18 protein-coding genes and 1 pseudogene are annotated in these 18536 nt (G+C 63.5%); 8 read left to right on the top strand and 11 right to left on the bottom strand.

Features of this window, described 5'->3' with window-relative positions:
• Positions 1–1453, bottom strand: a 1453-nt coding sequence (locus tag Q0D45_RS15110; RefSeq protein WP_293394413.1) for an amidase family protein, incomplete at its 3' end; no start/stop codon positions are given.
• Positions 1454–1665: 212 nt separating this feature from the next.
• Positions 1666–2388 carry a glutathione S-transferase N-terminal domain-containing protein gene (locus Q0D45_RS15105; protein WP_293394410.1) on the bottom strand — a complete coding sequence of 241 codons (723 nt, stop codon included), beginning with the start codon at positions 2386–2388 and terminating at the stop codon, positions 1666–1668.
• Between the two features lie 98 nt (positions 2389–2486).
• On the opposite strand from Q0D45_RS15105, the gene Q0D45_RS15100 reads away from it, so the two are divergent.
• Entirely contained in the window at positions 2487–3008 is a 522-nt protein-coding gene (locus Q0D45_RS15100) for a DUF4399 domain-containing protein (protein WP_293394407.1), read from the top strand.
• Between the two features lie 376 nt (positions 3009–3384).
• Here Q0D45_RS15100 and Q0D45_RS15095 read toward each other — a convergent pair whose 3' ends face one another.
• Positions 3385–3540, bottom strand: coding sequence for a hypothetical protein (locus Q0D45_RS15095; protein ID WP_293394404.1), 156 nt, complete (start codon positions 3538–3540; stop codon positions 3385–3387).
• Positions 3541–3916: 376 nt separating this feature from the next.
• Between Q0D45_RS15095 and ilvD the strand changes: the two genes are divergently transcribed.
• Positions 3917–5596 (top strand): dihydroxy-acid dehydratase, encoded by a 1680-nt coding sequence (gene ilvD, locus Q0D45_RS15090; RefSeq protein WP_293394401.1) that lies wholly within the window; start codon positions 3917–3919, stop codon positions 5594–5596.
• Positions 5597–5647: 51 nt separating this feature from the next.
• Here the strand turns inward: ilvD and Q0D45_RS15085 are convergent, their stop codons facing one another.
• The 5 genes from Q0D45_RS15085 to epsE form a co-directional block, all read right to left on the bottom strand.
• A complete protein-coding gene (locus tag Q0D45_RS15085) occupies positions 5648–7087 on the bottom strand; it encodes a phospholipase D-like domain-containing protein (RefSeq protein ID WP_293394399.1) in 1440 nt (479 codons plus the stop codon).
• Positions 7084–7854 carry an endonuclease/exonuclease/phosphatase family protein gene (locus Q0D45_RS15080; protein ID WP_293394396.1) on the bottom strand — a complete coding sequence of 257 codons (771 nt, stop codon included), beginning with the start codon at positions 7852–7854 and terminating at the stop codon, positions 7084–7086. The genes Q0D45_RS15085 and Q0D45_RS15080 overlap by 4 nt, the downstream gene beginning before the upstream one ends.
• Positions 7855–7868: 14 nt before the next feature.
• Positions 7869–8777 carry a patatin-like phospholipase family protein gene (locus Q0D45_RS15075; protein ID WP_293394393.1) on the bottom strand — a complete coding sequence of 303 codons (909 nt, stop codon included), beginning with the start codon at positions 8775–8777 and terminating at the stop codon, positions 7869–7871.
• Positions 8778–9072: 295 nt separating this feature from the next.
• Positions 9073–9888, bottom strand: coding sequence for a TatD family hydrolase (locus Q0D45_RS15070; protein WP_366946465.1), 816 nt, complete (start codon positions 9886–9888; stop codon positions 9073–9075).
• 109 nt (positions 9889–9997) lie between these two features.
• Entirely contained in the window at positions 9998–10861 is an 864-nt protein-coding gene (gene epsE, locus Q0D45_RS15065) for a polysaccharide export protein EpsE (protein WP_293394387.1), read from the bottom strand.
• A 321-nt stretch (positions 10862–11182) separates the two neighbouring features.
• Here epsE and Q0D45_RS15060 point away from each other — a divergent pair, with 321 nt between their 5' ends.
• The 6 genes and pseudogenes from Q0D45_RS15060 to gmd all read left to right on the top strand — a co-directional run bounded on the left by Q0D45_RS15060 (position 11183) and on the right by gmd (position 16319).
• On the top strand, positions 11183–11944 hold the full coding sequence (locus Q0D45_RS15060) for a CpsB/CapC family capsule biosynthesis tyrosine phosphatase (protein WP_293394384.1): 762 nt from the start codon (positions 11183–11185) through the stop codon (positions 11942–11944).
• A gap of 72 nt (positions 11945–12016) precedes the next feature.
• The gene (locus tag Q0D45_RS15055) at positions 12017–12784 is read left to right on the top strand and encodes a hypothetical protein (protein WP_293394381.1); all 768 of its coding nucleotides are present in this window, start codon (positions 12017–12019) and stop codon (positions 12782–12784) included.
• Positions 12785–13006: 222 nt separating this feature from the next.
• Entirely contained in the window at positions 13007–13165 is a 159-nt protein-coding gene (locus tag Q0D45_RS15050; RefSeq protein WP_293394378.1) for a hypothetical protein, read from the top strand.
• A pseudogene (locus tag Q0D45_RS15045) lies at positions 13165–13561 on the top strand (type II toxin-antitoxin system VapC family toxin). The gene Q0D45_RS15050 and the pseudogene Q0D45_RS15045 overlap by 1 nt, the downstream one beginning before the upstream one ends.
• 284 nt (positions 13562–13845) lie before the next feature.
• The gene (locus Q0D45_RS15040; RefSeq protein WP_293394373.1) at positions 13846–15129 is read left to right on the top strand and encodes a glycosyltransferase WbuB; all 1284 of its coding nucleotides are present in this window, start codon (positions 13846–13848) and stop codon (positions 15127–15129) included.
• A gap of 38 nt (positions 15130–15167) precedes the next feature.
• Positions 15168–16319 (top strand): GDP-mannose 4,6-dehydratase, encoded by a 1152-nt coding sequence (gene gmd, locus Q0D45_RS15035; protein ID WP_293394370.1) that lies wholly within the window; start codon positions 15168–15170, stop codon positions 16317–16319.
• Here the strand turns inward: gmd and Q0D45_RS15030 are convergent, their stop codons facing one another.
• Genes Q0D45_RS15030 through Q0D45_RS21670 form a run of 3 tightly spaced genes read right to left on the bottom strand, consistent with a single transcriptional unit; the run spans position 16320 to position 18484 of the window.
• Positions 16320–17228, bottom strand: a complete 909-nt coding sequence (locus tag Q0D45_RS15030; RefSeq protein WP_293394367.1) for a glycosyltransferase family 2 protein — start codon at positions 17226–17228, stop codon at positions 16320–16322.
• A 34-nt stretch (positions 17229–17262) separates the two neighbouring features.
• Entirely contained in the window at positions 17263–18255 is a 993-nt protein-coding gene (locus Q0D45_RS15025) for a nitroreductase family protein (RefSeq protein WP_293394364.1), read from the bottom strand.
• 52 nt (positions 18256–18307) lie between these two features.
• Positions 18308–18484 (bottom strand): hypothetical protein, encoded by a 177-nt coding sequence (locus Q0D45_RS21670; protein ID WP_366946464.1) that lies wholly within the window; start codon positions 18482–18484, stop codon positions 18308–18310.
• Positions 18485–18536 lie beyond the last annotated feature (52 nt).

Raw genomic sequence — 18536 nt, 5'->3', positions numbered from 1 at the left:
AGGACAAAGTCACCGGCAGGCCGGCGCTGGTCATGCCGGCCGGCACGATCAGGTCCGGAAAGCCGGTCTGGTTGGCGAGGTTGGCGTACATCTGCGGGCGCGGCGCATCCGGTGGCGGCGTTGCGAACGGGGTCGCCGGCATCGGCATCGTCGGGTAGACGAGGGCATCGAGCTGCTGCTGCTGGAACACCGCCCTGGTCGCCGCCGTGACCAGTGCCAGGCCTTCGTTCTTGGCGACCTTGTAGATCGGATCTTCGAGCCCGCCGGTGCTGGCCTCGGCTTCCTTCATGTTGGCGAGACGCCAGGGGTTGGTGTACGCCGCGCCCATCGCGTCGAGCTTGGCGATCATCTCCGCCAGGGTCTTCGGATAGCCGGGCTTCAGGGTCTGCAGGTAGACGGCGATCTGCGCCTTGAACTCGCGGCCGCTGATCGGCTTGAGCAGATCGGCGCGAGCCTTGGTCAGCATTTCCGGCAGCTTCACTTCGACGACGATTGCGCCCAGCGCTTTCAGCTTCGCGTACGAGGCTTCCATGATCTTGTCGACTTCGGCGTCCTGGCCCATGAAGTCGCGCGCCACGCCGATGCGAGCGCCTTTCAGCGAGCCCTTGACCAGATACTGCACATAGTCGGTCTTGAACTGGCCGGCGCTCGGCGCCGTGGCGGCGTCGGCCGGATCGACACCGGTCATCACGCCGAGCGCCACGGCCACGTCCTGGACGCTGCGTGCCATCGGCCCGCCGGTGTCATAGGACAAGGCCAGCGGCACAATGCCATTGCGGCTCATCAGGCCTCGCGTCGGCTTCAGGCCGGCAATGCCGTTGGCCGAGCAGGGATAACGCACCGAGCCGCCGGTATCGGTGCCGAGCCCGAACTGCGCGAAACCGGCGGCGATGCCGGAACCGCTGCCACCCGAGGAGCCGCGCGGCCCCTTGGTCAGATCGTGCGGGTTGAGCGTCTGGCCGCCGAGCGAGCTGAAACCGTCGGGCCCGTTCGCGGTGGAGGCGAATTCGGACAGATTGGTCTTCGCCAGGATGATCGCACCGGCTTCGCGCAGCTTCTTGACCACGAAGGCGTCGTTGGGCGGAATCGAGCCTTTCAGCGCCATCGAGCCGGCCGTGGTCGGCATGTCGAAGGTGTCGAAGTTGTCCTTGAGCACGATCGGCACGCCGTGCAGCGGGCCACGCAGCTTGCCGCTCTTGCGCTCCTGGTCGAGCGCCTTGGCCTGCTTCAACGCCTCGGCATTGAGCAGGATGATGGCGTTGAGCTTCGGCCCGGCGTCCTCATAGGCCTTGATACGCGCCAGATAGGCGCTGACCAGCGCTTCGGAGCTGAGTCCAGCCTTCATCGCCGTCTGCACCTCGGCGATGCTGGCGGTTGTGATGTCGAGTTGGGCGGCCAGCGCTGCCGGTGCCAGCAGCGCTGCCGACAGGGTCAGCAATGCGGTTGCGGCCAAGCGGGCATGGTTCGACGGGCGAGCCGGAAGCGGGCCGCGAGCAACCGAAATGCTGCGTCTCATGACGTCCTCGAGCGGGGCAGGCAGCACGGATTCGCGCTGTTCCTGCCTTTGAGACGCATGCTTGACGCAAGCCCCTACCCGGGCACCAAGTCTCCGGGCTTATCGGCAGCGCGTTGCCTGCTTTTCATCGATGCCTTGCCGCCGCGGTTTCAGTCGATCTGGATCGCTTCATGAGCCACGGCGCGCGCCACCGCTGGGCGGGCGCGGACGCGATCCATCATCGCCGCGTAGATCGGGTAATCACGGCGCATGTCGACGCCGCAGCGGTTGCCCCAGCGGTAATGGACGAGCAGGAAGGCGTCGACGGCGCTGAACGCATCGCCCATCGCCCAGGCCTTGCCGGCGAGTCGTGCTTCGATGTCGGCATAGCCGATGCGGATCGCCGCCCGGCCGGCTTCGGCGATGCCGTCGATCGCCGCCTTGTCGGTGGCCGTGGTGAAGCGCTCCGGGCGGAACACGGTGCGGACGCCAGCCTGGTGCATCGTCGTCGCCAGCCAGTTCATCCATTCCAGCGCCCGGACGAACTGCTCCGGGTCTTCCGGCAGCAGGCTGGGCGTCGGGTGGCGGCGGGCCAGATAGACGGCGATCGCCACCGATTCGGTCAGCACCCGTTCGCCCTGCTCGTCCTTGATCCCCAGCGCCGGCACCCGGCCGCGCGGATTGACGCCCAGATATTCCGGCTTGCGGTTCGCCCCTTCGGCGATCACCACCCGCACCGGCTCGTAGGCGATGCCGAGTTCCTCCAGCACGATGTGCGGTGCCAGCGAGCAGGCGCCAGGGGAGTGGAACAGGCGGTATTCAGGGGGCATTGGCAGCTCCAGGCGAGTCGCGATCAGGGCCGCCAGCATGGCGGCAGCGCGAGGTTTCGTCATGTCCGGATTGCCCCGATCGCCACTACCGGCCGTGCTCAGCCGGCATTCAGGGACGCGGGTTACCATCCGGTTCCCCATTCACAGCACGAGCCCTGACCATGCGCGCAGTCCGTACCCTGATTCCGATGATGCTGCTGACGATGAGCGTTGCTGTCGTCCACGCCGACTGGAAGTCCGACCTGAAGAGCGCCGCCAAGCAGCAGGCCGGCGCCAAGGTCGAACAGACGCTGGGCCTCGCCAATCCGGCCCCGGCCGGCGCCAGCGCCTACCTGATCAACCTGAAGAGCGGCGATACCGTCTCCAGCCCGTTCCTGATCCAGTTCGGCCTGAAGGGCGCCGGCGTGTCACCGGCCGGCCTGCAGAGCGTCGACACCGGCCATCACGTGCTGCTGATCGACGGCCCGACGTTCGATGCGACCTTGGCACTGCCGCTCGACAACGCCAGCATCAAGCATTTCGACAAGGGCGAAACCGAGACGATGTTGAGCCTTCCGGCCGGTACCCACACGATCCAGTTGCTGGTCGCGGACTGGAAGCAGCAGGCGTTCAATCCTTCGCTGCAGTCGGAGAAGATCACCATCACGGTGAAGGCCGGGGCTGCGGCGCCGGCCAAGAAGTAAGGCGGCTTGGTGTGAGGCGGGAGGGCCACAAAGCCTTCCCGTTTTTTGTTTGTCTGCTTGATCCGCCTTTGTTTTCGTTGGCTGGCTTAGGCGCACTATTCCGCGCTATCGCGCGGGTCACTTTCTTTGGCGCGCAAAGAAAGTAACCAAAGAAAGCGCGCCCCCGGCGCTGCGTCGGATCGCATGAAACAGAAGCGCGATCCGATGCCCTGTGCTTCTCGGCCATGGCGGGGCTTTTCGACGCGCCATCCGTGGCGCGGCGAAAAGGCTTCGGCTCCTGCCTCGCCTCCTGCGGAGCCTGTCCGCCATAGCCTGCGATGCTCGGCGCGCTTAAGGGGGACCAACGTCCAAAGCCACGTCAACGGCAACAACAGAATCAAAAGCAGCCGCCGCACGGAGCGCGGCGCTGTGCCTTGGCTTTTGACGTTGTCGTGCTTTGCTTCTGACGTTTATCCCCCTGCATGCCGCCGAGCATCGCAGCGATCGGAGAGGGACGACCGGCATGGATGCCGGTCGAGCGCTGCCAGGCCATGGATGGCCTGTCGGCGCGGTGCCCCGGAGAGCGCGAGAAGCGCAGGGAACCGACTCGCGCCTTTGCTTCTCGCGAGTCGGCGGCATGCCGTGGGGCGCACTTCTTTGGTTACTTTCTTCGGGCGTTCGAAGAAAGTGACCCGCGCGACAGCGCGGAATAGTGCGCCAACGCCAGCCAACAACAACTAACGGCGGAGCAAGCCGAGAACGACGCCAAGGTCTCAGCCCAAGCCGAAACAGAAAGCCCCGGTCTCGCAATTCAAGCCAATTGCTGCCCCTTTCCTCCACACGCACTAAAATCGCGCCCCACGTCGTCCGCCAGCCGGATTCGTTCCGTCCGCCCAGCCCGTCACTCTGTCCATAAAAAGGCCTGTCCCATGACCGAAACCCTGAACAAGCGCAGCCAGGCGATCACCGCCGGCCTCAACCGCAGCCCGAACCGCGCGATGCTGCGTGCCGTCGGTTTCAAGGACGGGGATTTCGAGAAGCCGATCGTCGGCATCGCTTCCGGTCATTCGACCATGAACCCCTGCAACGCCGGCATCGGCAGCCTGGCGACGCGTGCCGAAGGTGCGCTGAAGGCCGCTGGCGCGATGCCGCAGATCTTCGGTTTCCCGACCGTCACCGACGGCATCGGCATGGGCACCGAAGGCATGAAGTATTCGCTGGTGTCGCGGGAAGTGATCGCCGATGCGATCGAGACCTCGGTGCAGTCGCAGTCGATGGACGGCGTGCTGGCGATCGGTGGCTGCGACAAGAACATGCCGGGCGCGATGATCGGCATGCTGCGTATCAATGCGCCGGCGATCTTCTGCTACGGCGGCACCATCAAGGCCGGCACCTGGAAGGGCGTGCCGCTGACCATCGTCTCCTCGTTCGAAGCCGTCGGTGCCTACGGCGCCGGCAAGATGTCGAAGGAAGATCTCGACGGCATCGAGAAGAACGCCTGCCCGAGCTTCGGCGCCTGCGGCGGCATGTACACGGCGAACACCATGTCGAGCGCGATGGAAGCGCTGGGCATGTCGCTGCCGTATTCGTCGACCGAAGCCAACCCGGATGCCGAGAAAGGTGACTCCGTGGCCCGCTCCGCGGAAGCGCTGGTCGATGCCATCCGCCGTGATCTGAAGCCGCGCGACATCGTCACCCGCAAGTCGATCGAGAACGCCATCGCCGTGGTCATGGCCACCGGTGGTTCGACCAATGCGGTGCTGCATTTCCTGGCCATCGCCAACGCCGCCGGCGTGGTCTGGACGCTCGACGACTTCGAGCGCGTGCGCCTGAAGACGCCGGTGCTTTGCGATCTGAAGCCCTCGGGCCAGTACGTGGCCACCGATCTGCACAAGGCTGGCGGTATTCCGCAGGTGATGAAGATCCTGCTCGAAGCCGGCCTGCTGCACGGCGACTGCATCACCATCACCGGACAGACGATCGCCGAAGTGCTGAAGGACGTGCCGGCCCAGCCGCGCGCCGATCAGAAGGTGATCCGCGCCTTCGACCAGCCCATGTACAAGCAGGGCCATCTGGCGATCCTGAAGGGCAATCTGGCGCCGGACGGTGCGGTCGCCAAGATCACGGGACTCAAGAATCCGGTGATCACCGGCCCGGCGCGCGTGTTCGATTCCGAAGAGCTGGCGATGACCGCGATCATGGCCGACAGCATCAACCACGGCGACGTGCTGGTGATCCGCTACGAAGGTCCGAAGGGCGGCCCGGGCATGCGCGAGATGCTGACGCCGACCTCGGCGCTGATCGGCAAGGGCTTCGGCGAAACCGTCGGCCTGATCACCGATGGCCGCTTCAGCGGCGGCACCTGGGGCATGGTGGTCGGCCACGTGGCGCCGGAAGCCTTCGTCGGCGGCGTCATCGCGCTGGTCAACGAAGGTGACTCGATCACCATCGACGCCCACAAGCAGCTGCTGCAGCTGAATGTCGACGAGGCCGAGCTGGCCAGACGCCTCGCCGCCTGGGTGCAGCCGGCGCCGAAGTACACCAAGGGCCTGCTCGCCAAGTACGCGAAGCTGGTGTCGGCGGCCAGCCTCGGTGCGGTGACCGATTGATCGGTTTGCTTTGATTCGAAAAGCCCCGGCTGATGTCGGGGCTTTTTTTGTTTACAGATAAGGCGACAGCAGCCAGCAGGCGGCATCGCGCAAACGGAGCAGTACCGGACGGCGGCGCAGCTTGTCGTACTCCAGCGTGGTGGCGCGCTTGCTCAGGGCATCGCAGTGCTGCGCCAGCTGCTCGACGAAGGCGCGGTCATAGGTTTCGACGACCATCTCGAAGTTCAGCCGCAGCGAACGCATGTCGAGATTGGCCGAGCCGAACTGCGCGTAGCGGCGATCGACCACGAACAGCTTGGTGTGGCAGAACGGCGGCGGCTGCAGGTGGATCCGCACGCCGCGCTTCAGCAGCGGCGGCATCAGCTTGTGCATCGCGTACCAGGTGATCCGGTGGTTGCGATCGCGGCTCAGGATCAGATCGACGATGACGCCACGCACCGCCGCCGACATCAACGCCGACAGCAGTTCGTCCGGCGGCACGAAGTACGGCGTGACGATCTGGATGCGTTCCTGCGCGGCGGCGATCGCTGCCAGCAGCACCAGACTGAGATGGCCGAAATCCTCGTTCGGGCCGTCGGTGATGACCCGGCACAGCGCGCCGCTGCCGTCGGTCTCTGCTGCCTCGGGCGCGGTGGGCGGAATCCAGTTTTCTTCGGCGGCATAGGCCCAGTCGTCGACGAACACCTGCTGCAACTGGGCGATCACCGGGCCGTGTATCTCGACTTGCAGATCGGCCGCTACACCGTGCTTGTCGGGCTCGGCGACGTAATGCGCGGCGCTGATGTTCATGCCGCCGGTGAAGGCGACGACACCATCGACGATCAGCAGCTTGCGGTGATTGCGCAGGTTGGCGTGCAGGAATGGCGGCCACAGGCGCAGCGGGTTGTAGCGGACCACCGGCACGCCGCGCGCCAGCAAGGCGCTGCCGGCGCGACGCCAGGCCAGTTCGCCGACGCCGTCGAGCAGGCAGCGCACTGCCACGCCGCGCGCCTGGGCGCGGTCCAGCGCCTCGATGAACTGCTCGCCGGCTTCGTCGCGATCGAAGATGTACGAGGTCAGCGCGATCGAATATCGGGCGGCGTCGATCGCCGCCAGCATCCGCGGATAGGCCGCTTCGCCGTTGTGCAGCACGTCCAGCCGGTTGCCGGCCAGCAGCGGCAGGCCGGTGATGACGTCGCCGCTGCGCGCCACTTCGCCGAGGCTGGTCGGCACCACATCGGGTTGGTAGCGGGCGTCGGTTTCGGCGTAGCTCGGGCCGCGGCGCTCGGGCGGTTGCTGCTGACGCTGGGCGCGGGTCAGCACCCGGTTGATGCCGAACACGAAGTACAGCACCGGCCCGGCGAACGGCAGCAGCAGACAGGCACCGATCCAACCCCAGGCCGACGCGGCGTGCTGCTTGTGCAGCAGGGCGTGCGCCGCCGTCCAGGTGGTCAGCAGCAGGCTGGCGATCGGCACCAGCCAGTGGGCGATGTCGCGGATCTCGGGGATCAAGTGGCTTCCTCGGGCTGCAGGCGCACGGTCAGGCCGACCGGTAGATGGTCCGACAGCCGGGCGTCGAGCACGCGTGCTTCGTGGACGCCCAGACCTTCGGTGGCCAGCACGTGGTCGATGCAGCGGGTCGGCGCCCAGGCCGGATAGGTCAGGTCGCGATGCACCGGTTTCAGGCCGGCGCGGCGCAGCGAAGGATGCGCCTCGAGTTCCTGCGGCCCACAGTTGAAATCACCGAGCACCAGCGCATCGTCGCCGTCTTCGAGCAGCGCACCGAGATAGCCGAGCTGACGGTTGCGATCACGCCGGCCGAGCGCCAGATGGACGACGACGACCCGCAGCGGTCGATAGCCCGGCCGCCTCACTTCGACATCGAGCGCGCCGCGTCCCGGCAGCAGGCCGGGCAGCGGGTGATGGCGCAGCAAGCGCAGCGGATCGCGCGACATCACGCCGAGGCAGTGCTGCGCGAACGGCCGCAGATCGCGATTCACCGCCGCCTGCCAGTGCGGTAGTTTTGCGCGTTCGGCGAGATAGGCGACCTGGTTCAGCTGCCGCGTCCGCAGACTGCCGGCATCGGCTTCCTGAATCCCCACCAGGTCATAGCCGGCCGCCAGGCGGCCGATCTCGTCGAGCACGCCGCGCACGCCTTGCGACGGCAGCAGGTGGCGCCAGGCCTGGGTCAGATAGTGGCGGTACTCGCTGCTGCGCAGGCCGACCTGGATGTTCAGGCTCAGCACCCGCAGCAGATCGGGCGCGCTGCCCAGGCTCATCAGCGGCGGCGGTCCTAGTGAGTCTTGGCTGCGATCAGCGCGCGGATCGCCGGTACCGCCGCCAGCGCCGCTTTCTCGCCGGCCAGGATGGCGCGCTGCTTGGATTCGAAATCGGCGGCCTTGATGCCGTGCACGTCCGGGGCGATGACCACATCGGCGCCCGGCAGCTCGGCGCGACGCAGGGACGAACCCATGATGTCGAAGGCTTTCAGCACGGTGCCGAGGGTCGAGTCCTCACGCGCTTCCTCGACCGGCGCCGAGACATCGACGGCGATCACGATATCGGCGCCGAGCGTGCGGGCGAAGCGCACCGGCACCGGGCTGACGGTGCCGCCGTCGACGTATTCCTCGTTGTCGATCACCGCCGGCTGGAACACGCCGGGAATCGCCGACGATGCGCGCACCGCGAGGCCGACATCGCCGGTGGTGAACACCGTCGCTTCGCCGGTGCGCAGCTTGGCGGCGACGGCGGCGAAACGGCGCGGCAGTTGCTGGATCTTGCGATTGCCGACCTTCTCGTTGACGAAGTTCTGCAGCTTTTCGCCGCGCAGCAGACCGCGATTGAACAGCTGCCAGTCGGCAAAGGTCGCGCGTTCGAGATCGAAGGTCATCTCCTGCAGCTCGAAGCCGTTGAGGCCCGAGGCGTACAGCGCGCCGACCACGCTGCCGGCGCTGGTGCCGATGATCAGATCGACCTGAATGCCCTGCGATTCGAGCATCTTGATGACGCCGACATGGGCGAAGCCGCGCGCTGCACCTCCGCCGAGCGCCAGCGCCACCTTCGGCAGCACCGGCGGCGGCGGAATGACCGGGCCGCTCGGCGCTTCGACCACGGGTGCCGTGACCACAGGCGTGCTGCTGCACGCAGTCATGAGTCCGCAGACCGTGGCGAGGGCAGCGAACAGGCGACGGCTTCGATTCATGGCGACGAGGGGCGAGACGGGGGAACAGTTTAGACGCGCTGCCTGCCAGCGGAGTTGCAGCGACGATCGCCGCTGCCGGCAGTGTCCGCTGGTCAGTTGCCTGACCAGCGAGGCGGAGCAATCAAGGACAGCGGAAAAATCTGTGTCCGGCCCCCATTCGCTCCCTCCCCCGCGCTTTTCGGGAGAGGGCTGGGGAGGGGCCGTTTGATGCGAGCGCTACCGTCCAACGACCCGATCCCGACCTTCCCCCGCAGGCGGGAGAAGGAGACCAGCAAGAATCTGTATCTGACCCCAATTATTGAGGCAGGGCGAATACGCGGCGGGCGTTCGCGGTCGTTGATGTTGCGACCTGTGCTGGCGACTCACCGCGCGCGGTGGCGATCGCTTCGAGCACGGCGGGCAGGTACGCAGGTTCGTTGCGACGATCCTTGGGTTTGGGGCGCAGCGTACGCGGCAGCAGGTAGGGCGCGTCGGTTTCGATCAGCAGGCGCTCGGCAGGAATCATCCGCGCGACTTCGTTCAGATGGCTGCCGCGGCGCTCGTCGCAGATCCAGCCGGTGATGCCGATGTGGCAATCGAGCTGCAGGTAGTCGGCGCAGGCGGCTGCCGTGTCGGTGAAGCAGTGGACGACGGCGTCGCGCAGGTGCGGCCGGTAGTCGCGCAGGATCGCGATGAAATCCGCATGGGCATCGCGCTGATGCAGGAACACCGGCTTGTTGGCCGCGATCGCCAGTTCGAGCTGGGCGATGAACGCGGCACGTTGCTCAGGACGCGGCGACAGATCGCGGAAGTAATCGAGCCCGCATTCGCCGAGTGCGACCACTTCCGGTGCCTGCGCCAGGGTCGCGATGCGAGCGGCGAGGGCATCGTTCCAGTCCGCCGCGTGATGCGGATGCAGGCCGGCGGTCGCGTACAGCCGAGGCTGATCTCTGCTGCGAGATGCGGCGCGTGAGGCTTGAGCAAAGGCCAGCACCTGTTCGTTGCTCGCCGCGCAGGAGCCGGTGACGATGATCGCGTCGACGCCTGCTGTGCGTGCGCGGCTGAGCACGGCGTCGAAATCGGCAGCGAAGCTTTCGTGCGCGAGGTTGGCGCCGATATCGATCAGCGACATCGGCGCCAACGGACGGTCCGACGGGCTGTCGCCTGGATCGCTGACGCTGATATCAGCCAGCGGCATCAAGCCAGCACGTCGTTACGCTTTGTCAGCCAACGGCTAAAGATCAGAACAAGCTTTCCCGCACGTAGATGACATCTCCGTCGTGCAAGGCTTCGTCCATTCCCGGCTGCAGAATCTCCGTCTTGCCCCCGGTCCCGCGACGGTGGACACGGATGCCCTTGTCTGACCCGCGCTGAGTGAGTCCTCCACCAGAGGCCAGGCCTTGCAGCAGGGTCATGCCTCTTTCAAGGCGGAGCTGACCGGGCTTCTGAACTTCGCCGTAGATGTAGAACATCGGGGCACGCTCGACGTAAACCACGTCGTTGGCTTGCAGTACCAAGTCGGCCAGTCGATCAGTGGCGTTGAAGTCGAAGACCTTCGGAAGATCGATGGTCCAGCCGAACGTCTGGCCATTGCGGGTGCCGACGACGGTGACGAAATCGCTGCCCACGCTTGGCGTGACGCCACCCGCCATCGCGAGAATATCGCTTAGCCGCGTGACGCCGGCTTCCAGCGGATAGCGCCCGGGTTTGCCGACTTGTCCGAGGACATTGACCTGGTTGCCGCGCACTTCCATCAAGAACAGGATGACCTGCGGCTCTTTGAGGACCTCATTGGTCTTGAGGCCCTTGGCGATCAGGCCTTCCGCCTCACGAAGGGTCTTTCCGCCGAGCTGCAGATTGCCTAGCAGAGGGTAGGAAATCACACCGCGATCCGAGAGCCGCGTATCGAAGCTGAGGTCAGGACTTTGGTAGACCAGGATACGAACCAGATCCCCCGCGCCGAGCCGATATTCAACGGCATCAGCCAACGACGCCGGAGTGGTCTGCGCGTGGGCAGGGACGGATAAGCTTGCCAATACGCTCAGCAGCAAACCGATGAGCCGAGGGAAGGAACTCCAGAAGGACGTGATGCCGAAAGGGGCCAAGCAGAAGGCTTGCGAAGAGGAAGGCCGTCGATTCATGAGCGCGTGGCAATAGGTCGGGTGACGATTCGTTGAAAGTGGGAGCCGTCAAGACTTCCCAAGTGTTGCAGGACTCGCGCGAAGCGAACTTAAAGATGCCTCGAGTATACCGGGCGCACCTTTGCCGCAAACAAGAAACCTGCCATGTGACCTTGGTTTGAAGGACCGTTAAGCCGTTATAACTCGGGCAGATCGCGGCAGGCGTTGTATCGATGTTTCGCCGGGAACGATGGCATAGTGATGTCAATACGGCACTCTGCCTGACCAAACCCTCTCGTTGCTGCCTTGATCGACCTGCACTGTCATCTGCTCCCCGGCCTCGACGATGGCCCTACCTCCCTGGAGGAATCACTCGCGTTGGCTCGCGCGTTGGTGGCAGATGGCGTCACCCACGTGGTGGCCACACCGCATGTTTATCCCGGCCGCTATGCCAACAAGCGCAGCAGTATTGCTGCAGAGCACGCTCGTTTCGTTCAGGCGCTCGCTGTCGCGAAGATTCCGCTGGCGGTCAGCTTTGCCGGCGAGGTGCGGCTTGACCCGGAAGTGCTCGATTGGCTGGCGGAGGGTGAACTGCCCTTCCTGGCCGGGGAAGCTGCAGTCGCCGGCAAGGCTCACAAGGCCTTGTTGCTGGAGATGCCCGATGGCCAGGTTCCGCTGGGGGCCGATCGCTTTTGTTCCATGTTGTTGAAGCAGGGGATCACGCCCGTCATCGTCCATCCGGAGCGCAATCGGGGCGTGATGGAGAAACTGGAACGCATCCGTCCGTTTATTGACTTGGGCTGTCAGATTCAACTGACGGCTGCCTCGGTGATCGGAGAATTTGGCCGCAACGCCCATACCACAGCCTTGCAGCTGCTGGAACAGGGGTGGGTGAGTGTCGTCGCGTCAGACGCCCATAACCTGCGTGGCCGTGCACCGCGCTTGCAGGCGGCGCATGCCTGGCTTGCCGAACATTACGGCCCGGCAGCTGCGCGCCAGCTGACGCTCATTGGGCCGGCGCAACTGTGCGGGCTGACGGTACCCGCTGCTCAAAGCCCGCCCGCCTGAGCGGTTTGATCGACCCATTCGCCGTCCGGCTCTGCCATTGGCAGCCGATTCGCTACCTATATTGAACAACCCATGCCTGCTCGCATTCCGTCACAACGATCTTCTGTCGCCAAGCGCCCCTTGTTCCTGTGGTTGCTGGCGGGTGGGGTAGGCTTGGTCAGCCTCTGGTTGCTCCCCCATGCCTGGCGACAGATGACGGCCGATCTGATCGCCGCCCCAGCCCGCGTCACCATCAACCCGCAGGCCGGTCAGGCGCAGCCGGTAGAAAATGCGCAACTCTGGCGTGCACATCGCCAGCGTCTCGAGACTGCGCTGGAAATTCAGCCCGATAACGCGATAGCGCATGCCGACCTCGCGGCCCTGCACATGGCGGCCGTAGCGGTGCCGGACCTCAGCGAAGACGAGCTTGTCGAAAATCGTCTGGCCGCGATCGTCCATTTCCGCGAGGCCACCCATTTGCGCCCGGCCGATCCGCGTCTGTGGCTGGGTCTGGCCCGGGCCTATCTGATGGCGGGAGATCTGGGTGCCGGCTTCCAGGAAGCCTGGCAGCGCGCCGCCATCCTCGGCCCGCATGAAGCGGTTGTGCACACCGGTCTTTTCGAGATGGCGCTGCTTATCCGTCCCCCGGCGGCCCTCCCGGCGATGGCCGATTGGGTGCACGAGTTGTACGAATCAGCCGATGAGCGCAAACGTGCAGCGATGCGCCGTATTGCCGAGAGCTACGAAGTGGCGATCGACGACGAAGGCCGTTTGAGCCTGATGGCAGTTCCAGAGGCGGAGGCGGGAGCCGATCCTGCTGCTGCGCCAGCACCCGATAACGCTGACAGCGTTACCCCCTGAACCAAGCGAGTGGCCCGGGTGCAACCCGGGGCTTAGGCAGAGGATCCGCGGATTGCATCCGGGCTTGCTGAGCCAGAAATGGGCTATCCGGAAAATCCGGTTGAGTAATGCAATATCGCCTTACAATGGGCTTCCGCGCTCAAGGTAACCGCCAAAGGTCAGGTCACATTCCGCAAGGAGGTACTTCGGCATTTAGGCATCAAGCCCGGCGAGAAGATTGAGTTGTCCCTTTTGCCGGGAGGTGCTGCGGCGCTGAAGGCGGCCCAGCCCTCCGGTTCTATACACGAGTTGGCAGGTTGCCTGCGCGGCAGGACCAATGGACAAAAGCTCACGATCGAGGAGATCGGCGAGACCATCGCCCAGGCCGGCGCAAACGGCTGATGAAGATCATCGTCGACACCAATGTCTTGGTGCGCTTCGTTGTCGGGGACGATGATCGTCAGGCAAGAGCAGCGGTCAGAGTTCTGGAAAGTGCAGAGATTGTCGCGATCAGCGCGCACGTACTCTGCGAACTGGTGTGGGTGCTTGACCGTAGTTACGGAGTAGCCCGGAACGACATCGTGGATACGATCCGCAAGCTGACGAGCGCCCAGAATGTCGAGGTTGATCGACCGGCTGTCGAAGCAGGCCTGACGATGCTCGAAGCAGGGGGCGACTTCGCCGACGGCATCATCGCTCACGAGGGCCAATGGTTGGGGGGGCGAAACCTTCTTGTCGTTCGACAAGCAGGCCGTCAAGTTCCTGATGAAGCAAGGCCGGGCAGCAAGCCTTCTCTGAGTTTCGTTTGGGGTGAACGAGCCCGCTTGCCGTCAACCACTTTCCTGATTGCCGATTAGGCAATTGCATCATGCGGCTCATGCGCGGCAAGTCCGTACTGTGTAATGCTGCATCGCATCAAGACCGGCTAAGATCGTCAAATGCCGCCGCCAGAGCTTGCCGACACGACGACCGTGCTTCAGTTCACACCGAAGCCAATGCCGTTGTCCGGCAGGCAAAAGAGCGTAGGCACAAGGCACGGAACCTGCGTTGCATTGCTCCGATAGGAAAGGAACTTTTACACAGTGAAGATTCTGCTTTACGGGATCAATTTCGCCCCGGAACCAACGGGTATCGGCAAGTACACCGGCGAAATGGCCGCTTGGTTGGCAGAGCAGGGTCATGAGGTGCGAGTTGTTACGGCGCCGCCCTATTACCCGGAGTGGCAGGTGGGCCGAGGCTACCGCGCTTGGCAGTACAAGAAGGAGTCGTATCACGGCGCCACCGTCTGGCGCTGCCCGCTCTGGGTGCCTCGCCAGCCGGGCGGACTCAAGCGCGTGCTTCACTTGATGAGTTTCGCGCTGTTTTCGATACCGGTGATGCTACTGCAGGCGTTCTGGCGGCCGGATGTTGTGTGGATGTGCGCGCCCGCGTTTGCCTGCACGCCTGTGGCTTTGTTGACGGCCAAGCTGGCGAATGCTCCGGCTTGGTTGCACATCCAAGACTACGAGGTTGATGTGGCGTTCGACATGGGCCTGTTGCGCGGCAATCTGGCTCGCAAGCTGGTCACAGGGTTGGAAAGCTGGTTGCTGCGCCGTTTCGACATCGTCTCCACCATCTCCCAGCGCATGCTGCAGCGGGCGGCGGAAAAGGGCGTGGCCCAAGAGCGCATCGCCTTCTTCCCCAACTGGGTGGACGTGAATGCCATCACCCCGTTGCAGCGCCGCAGCGCATACCGAGATGAGTTGGGTATTTCTGATGAACAAGTGGTGGCTTTGTTTTCTGGCACCTTGGGTTCCAAGCAGGGCCTGCACTTGCTGCCCCAAGCCGCAAAATTGCTAGCGCAGCAGTGCCCGCAAGCGATGCTAGTGATCTGTGGCGATGGCGTGATGAAGCCCGAACTCGTTGCGGCTTGCGAGGGCTTGTCCAATGTGACGTTATTGCCGCTGCAGCCCAAGGAGCGGCTCCCTGAACTGCTGGGCATGGCCGACATCCACCTGCTACCGCAAGATCCGGATGTGGCGGATCTCGTCATGCCGTCCAAGCTCACGGCCATGCTTTCCAGCGGCAGGCCCGTGGTCACCACGGCCCGGCCAGACTCCGAGGTGGCCTGTGTCGTGGCGCAATGCGGCCTGCTATGCACATCCGGCAGCGCAAAGGATCTGGCCCGCGGCATTGCGGAACTTGCCCAATCCTCTGCGGAGCGCATGCGCCTTGGCTTAGCCGCCCGTCACTATGCCGAAGCCCGCCTTGGCACCGAGCGTGTCTTGGGGCATTTCGTCGAGCAATGCCAAGCCGTGCGCCAGGGGCATCCATTGCCACCTACTCCAGCTTTCCAGTCCGCCTCTGGCGATCGGCTTCAAGCCTGAGCCTTCAATCTTTCCATTCGTATAAAACTCATCACAGCATGATCGAACAAGCCAATCCGTCTCCCAAGAAAGTTGCGCTCATCACTGGCGTAACCGGCCAAGACGGCGCTTACCTCGCCGAGTTCCTGTTGAAGAAGGGCTACGAGGTGCACGGCATCAAGCGCCGCTCCAGCCTCTTCAACACCGATCGCATCGACCACCTTTACCAGGACCCGCACGTCGACAACCGTCAGTTCGTGCTGCACTACGGTGATCTGACCGACTCCACTAGTCTGGTGCGCATCGTTCAGGCCGTGCAGCCGGACGAACTCTACAACCTGGCCGCCCAGAGCCATGTCGCTGTGAGCTTCGAGGAGCCCGAGTACACCGCCAATGCTGACGGCATCGGCGCGCTGCGTCTGCTGGAGGCTATCCGCATCCTCGGGCTGGAGAAGAAGACACGCTTCTACCAAGCCTCCACCAGTGAACTCTACGGTCTGGTGCAAGAGATTCCGCAGAAGGAAACCACGCCCTTCTATCCGCGCAGCCCCTACGCGGTGGCCAAGATGTATGCCTACTGGATCACGGTGAATTACCGCGAGGCCTACGGCATCTATGCCTGCAACGGCGTGCTCTTCAACCACGAAAGCCCGGTACGCGGTGAAACCTTCGTCACCCGCAAGATTACCCGTGCCATTACTCGCATTGCGCTAGGCCTACAAGACTGCCTCTACCTCGGCAATCTCAGCGCGCTGCGCGACTGGGGTCACGCCCGCGACTACATCGAAATGCAGTGGCTGATGCTGCAGCAGGAAAAGGCCGAAGACTTCGTGATCGCCACCGGCGTGCAGTACAGCGTGCGTCAGTTCATCGAATTCAGCGCCAAGGAACTGGGCATCACGCTGGAATTCGCCGGCCAAGATGCAGCCGAGATCGGCACCGTGTCCAAGGTCGAAATGGTCAATGGCGAATACAAGGCCCGCTGCAAGCCAGGCGATGTGATCGTGAAGGTGGACCCGCGCTACTACCGCCCCACCGAAGTGGAAACACTTCTCGGCGACCCGACCAAGGCCAAGGAAAAGCTTGGCTGGACGCCCAAGACCAGCCTGCCGGAACTGGTGCGCGAAATGGTGGAGAGCGACTACAACACTGCGCGCAAGGACAGCCTTGTGAAACAGGCCGGTTTCCAGGCGTTCGATCACCACGAGTGATCAGATGTTCAGCCCCGTCAACTGACGCAACCGAGACCGCACGGCGCTGGCGCCATCCGCGCCAGCCAAGCCGCGCTCAAGTTCGACGATCTTGGCGCCGACGAGGAAGCGATACCAGAAGCCTTGGAGAAAGTGGTAGATCAGTCCTTCTCGTCCATCCAGAAATCCGAGTTGTACCGTCATGCGGAAGGTGAAGTAGGCAAATGGGCCCAACCCGAACGGCAAGCGAACATAGATCTTCTCCTTGATCCAGCGCTTTATCGCCGCCTGCCGTGATGCCGAAACAGCGTCGATCGATGATTGACTGTCAAAAATGCCGTGTCGCCGACCGATCACTTCCACTGCTTCTCGGGTGGCGTATTTGTTGTGCTTGTCGATGAAATAAGTGATGTCGTTCAGGTTGTGATCGGCGAAGCCACCCTCGAGCGTCACGGTGCGCCCACCGCTGATGACGACGTGCTCGTCCATCCACCGGTCTTCAACCCGGCCGTGTCCGCGGCGCCAAAGCCGGAGCAATACGACTGGATATCGGCCACCGTGCCTGATCCAGCGGCCGAGAAAAATGTGCTTGCGATTCAGATTGACGCCAACGACATCAACTGGCAGGCGCGGCAGATCGCGCCGGATCGCTTCGGCGAGATCCGGCTCAATGATTTCGTCGGCATCAAGGCGCATGATCCAAGCGGAGTGAATGTCGAGCGTGTCGAGTGCCCAGTTGAATTGGCGCGCTTGATTGTCGAAGACCCGCTGCAATACTGTCGCGCCATTGGCACGCGCGACCTCGACGGTGCGGTCTTTGGAATAGGAGTCGACCACGAACACTTCATCGGCGAACGAAGCGACTGACAGCAATGCTCGCTCTAGATGTATCTCCTCGTTGTATGTGAGGATGATGACGGCGATGGTCATGGATGATTGCTTTCCCGGGCTCATCAGCGGACGGTTAGACTGATGCCACCCCACCAACTACTCTTAGCACTTCCGTAACCGGCTGGCGCGGTGACGCCGCAGCCTTTAGTGCGCCAGGAGCGGGCAATCCAAGCGCGATCATCATGACCAGACGCTGGTCGTCGGGAATGCCGCCTAATCGCTTGATTTGCCGTTCTGTAGTGTGCCGGACCGCCAAATTGAGCGGACAGCTTGCTGCGCCCAGAGCATGCGCAGCGACCATGAAATTCATCGCGAACAGGGACGCGTCGACATAGCCCTGATTTCGCTGCTGAGCGCCGCCCCAGGCCGCGAGGTCGAAAGCAACCACGACGAGACCCGTCACGGCTTCGGAAAAGCCCGACGATCCCGCTTGGAGTTGCAACAGCGCGGTTATCGTTTCAGGTTTGTTGTAGTAGTGGATCTTCGTCGCTTGTCGGTTGCACTGCGACGGCGCGGTCTGCGCTAACTCGACGATCCGTTCCAACGTTTCCAGGTCGAGCGGCTGGGATGAGAACATCCTGCAACTGAAGCGCGACTCCAGCAAACTTGCGCTAGTACTGTGCTGCTGCGGCAGGCCATTGGCGAAATGCCGCAACCCTCCGCTTCCCGGCGCCGCCGACACCGAAGTACGCTCTTTGAGGAAGGAATGGATGTCGTCCAGCAACGGGTCATCGATGCCGGCCGTGCGATGGATGGCAAGGTAGGTTTCAAGCGCTCCTGTGGCCATTCGGATCGGCATATCGTTTGACTCGATGCCGTACCACCGTATTTGCCGCATGATCGCCGGGATCTTCTGACGCCCAAAGAGCATGCGTGGACTGGCTAGGGACAGGCCCTTTTCGATGGCATGCGTCTCGATGATGATCTTGTAGTAGACCCTTTTCCTCGCAATCTGGAACGGAGAGACGCCGCAATACTTGGTGTAGTAATAGAGATCTTGGGCAAATTCCGTGATGAACAACAGCGCTTTTCCGATCTGGTTGAGTTTGGCAGCAAAAGCGGACATGAATATCCTAAATAGTTGCTCGATCTGTCTATGACGTTGGACCCGCGAATAATCAATCATCCGGTGCCAAAGAGCGAGGACGAATAGGGCGGCAGGGATGCCCAGCACAAATGGTCCAGACAGGAACATCGCGGGTCACGACAGAGCGGGCGCCCACCACGGCACCATCGCCGATGGTCACACCAGGGAATACCATTGCTTCCGCCGCGATCCAAGCATGGTTTCCGATTTGGATTGGTGCAGTGATAAGAGGCCGCCGTAGGGAGGTGATATCGTGCGAT

It is taken from the genome of Nevskia sp. (assembly GCF_023266035.1).
In the GTDB taxonomy this organism is placed as follows: domain Bacteria; phylum Pseudomonadota; class Gammaproteobacteria; order Nevskiales; family Nevskiaceae; genus Nevskia.
The sequence above is the reverse complement of the archived record's forward strand: the minus strand, read 5'-3'. Positions and strand labels throughout refer to the sequence as shown.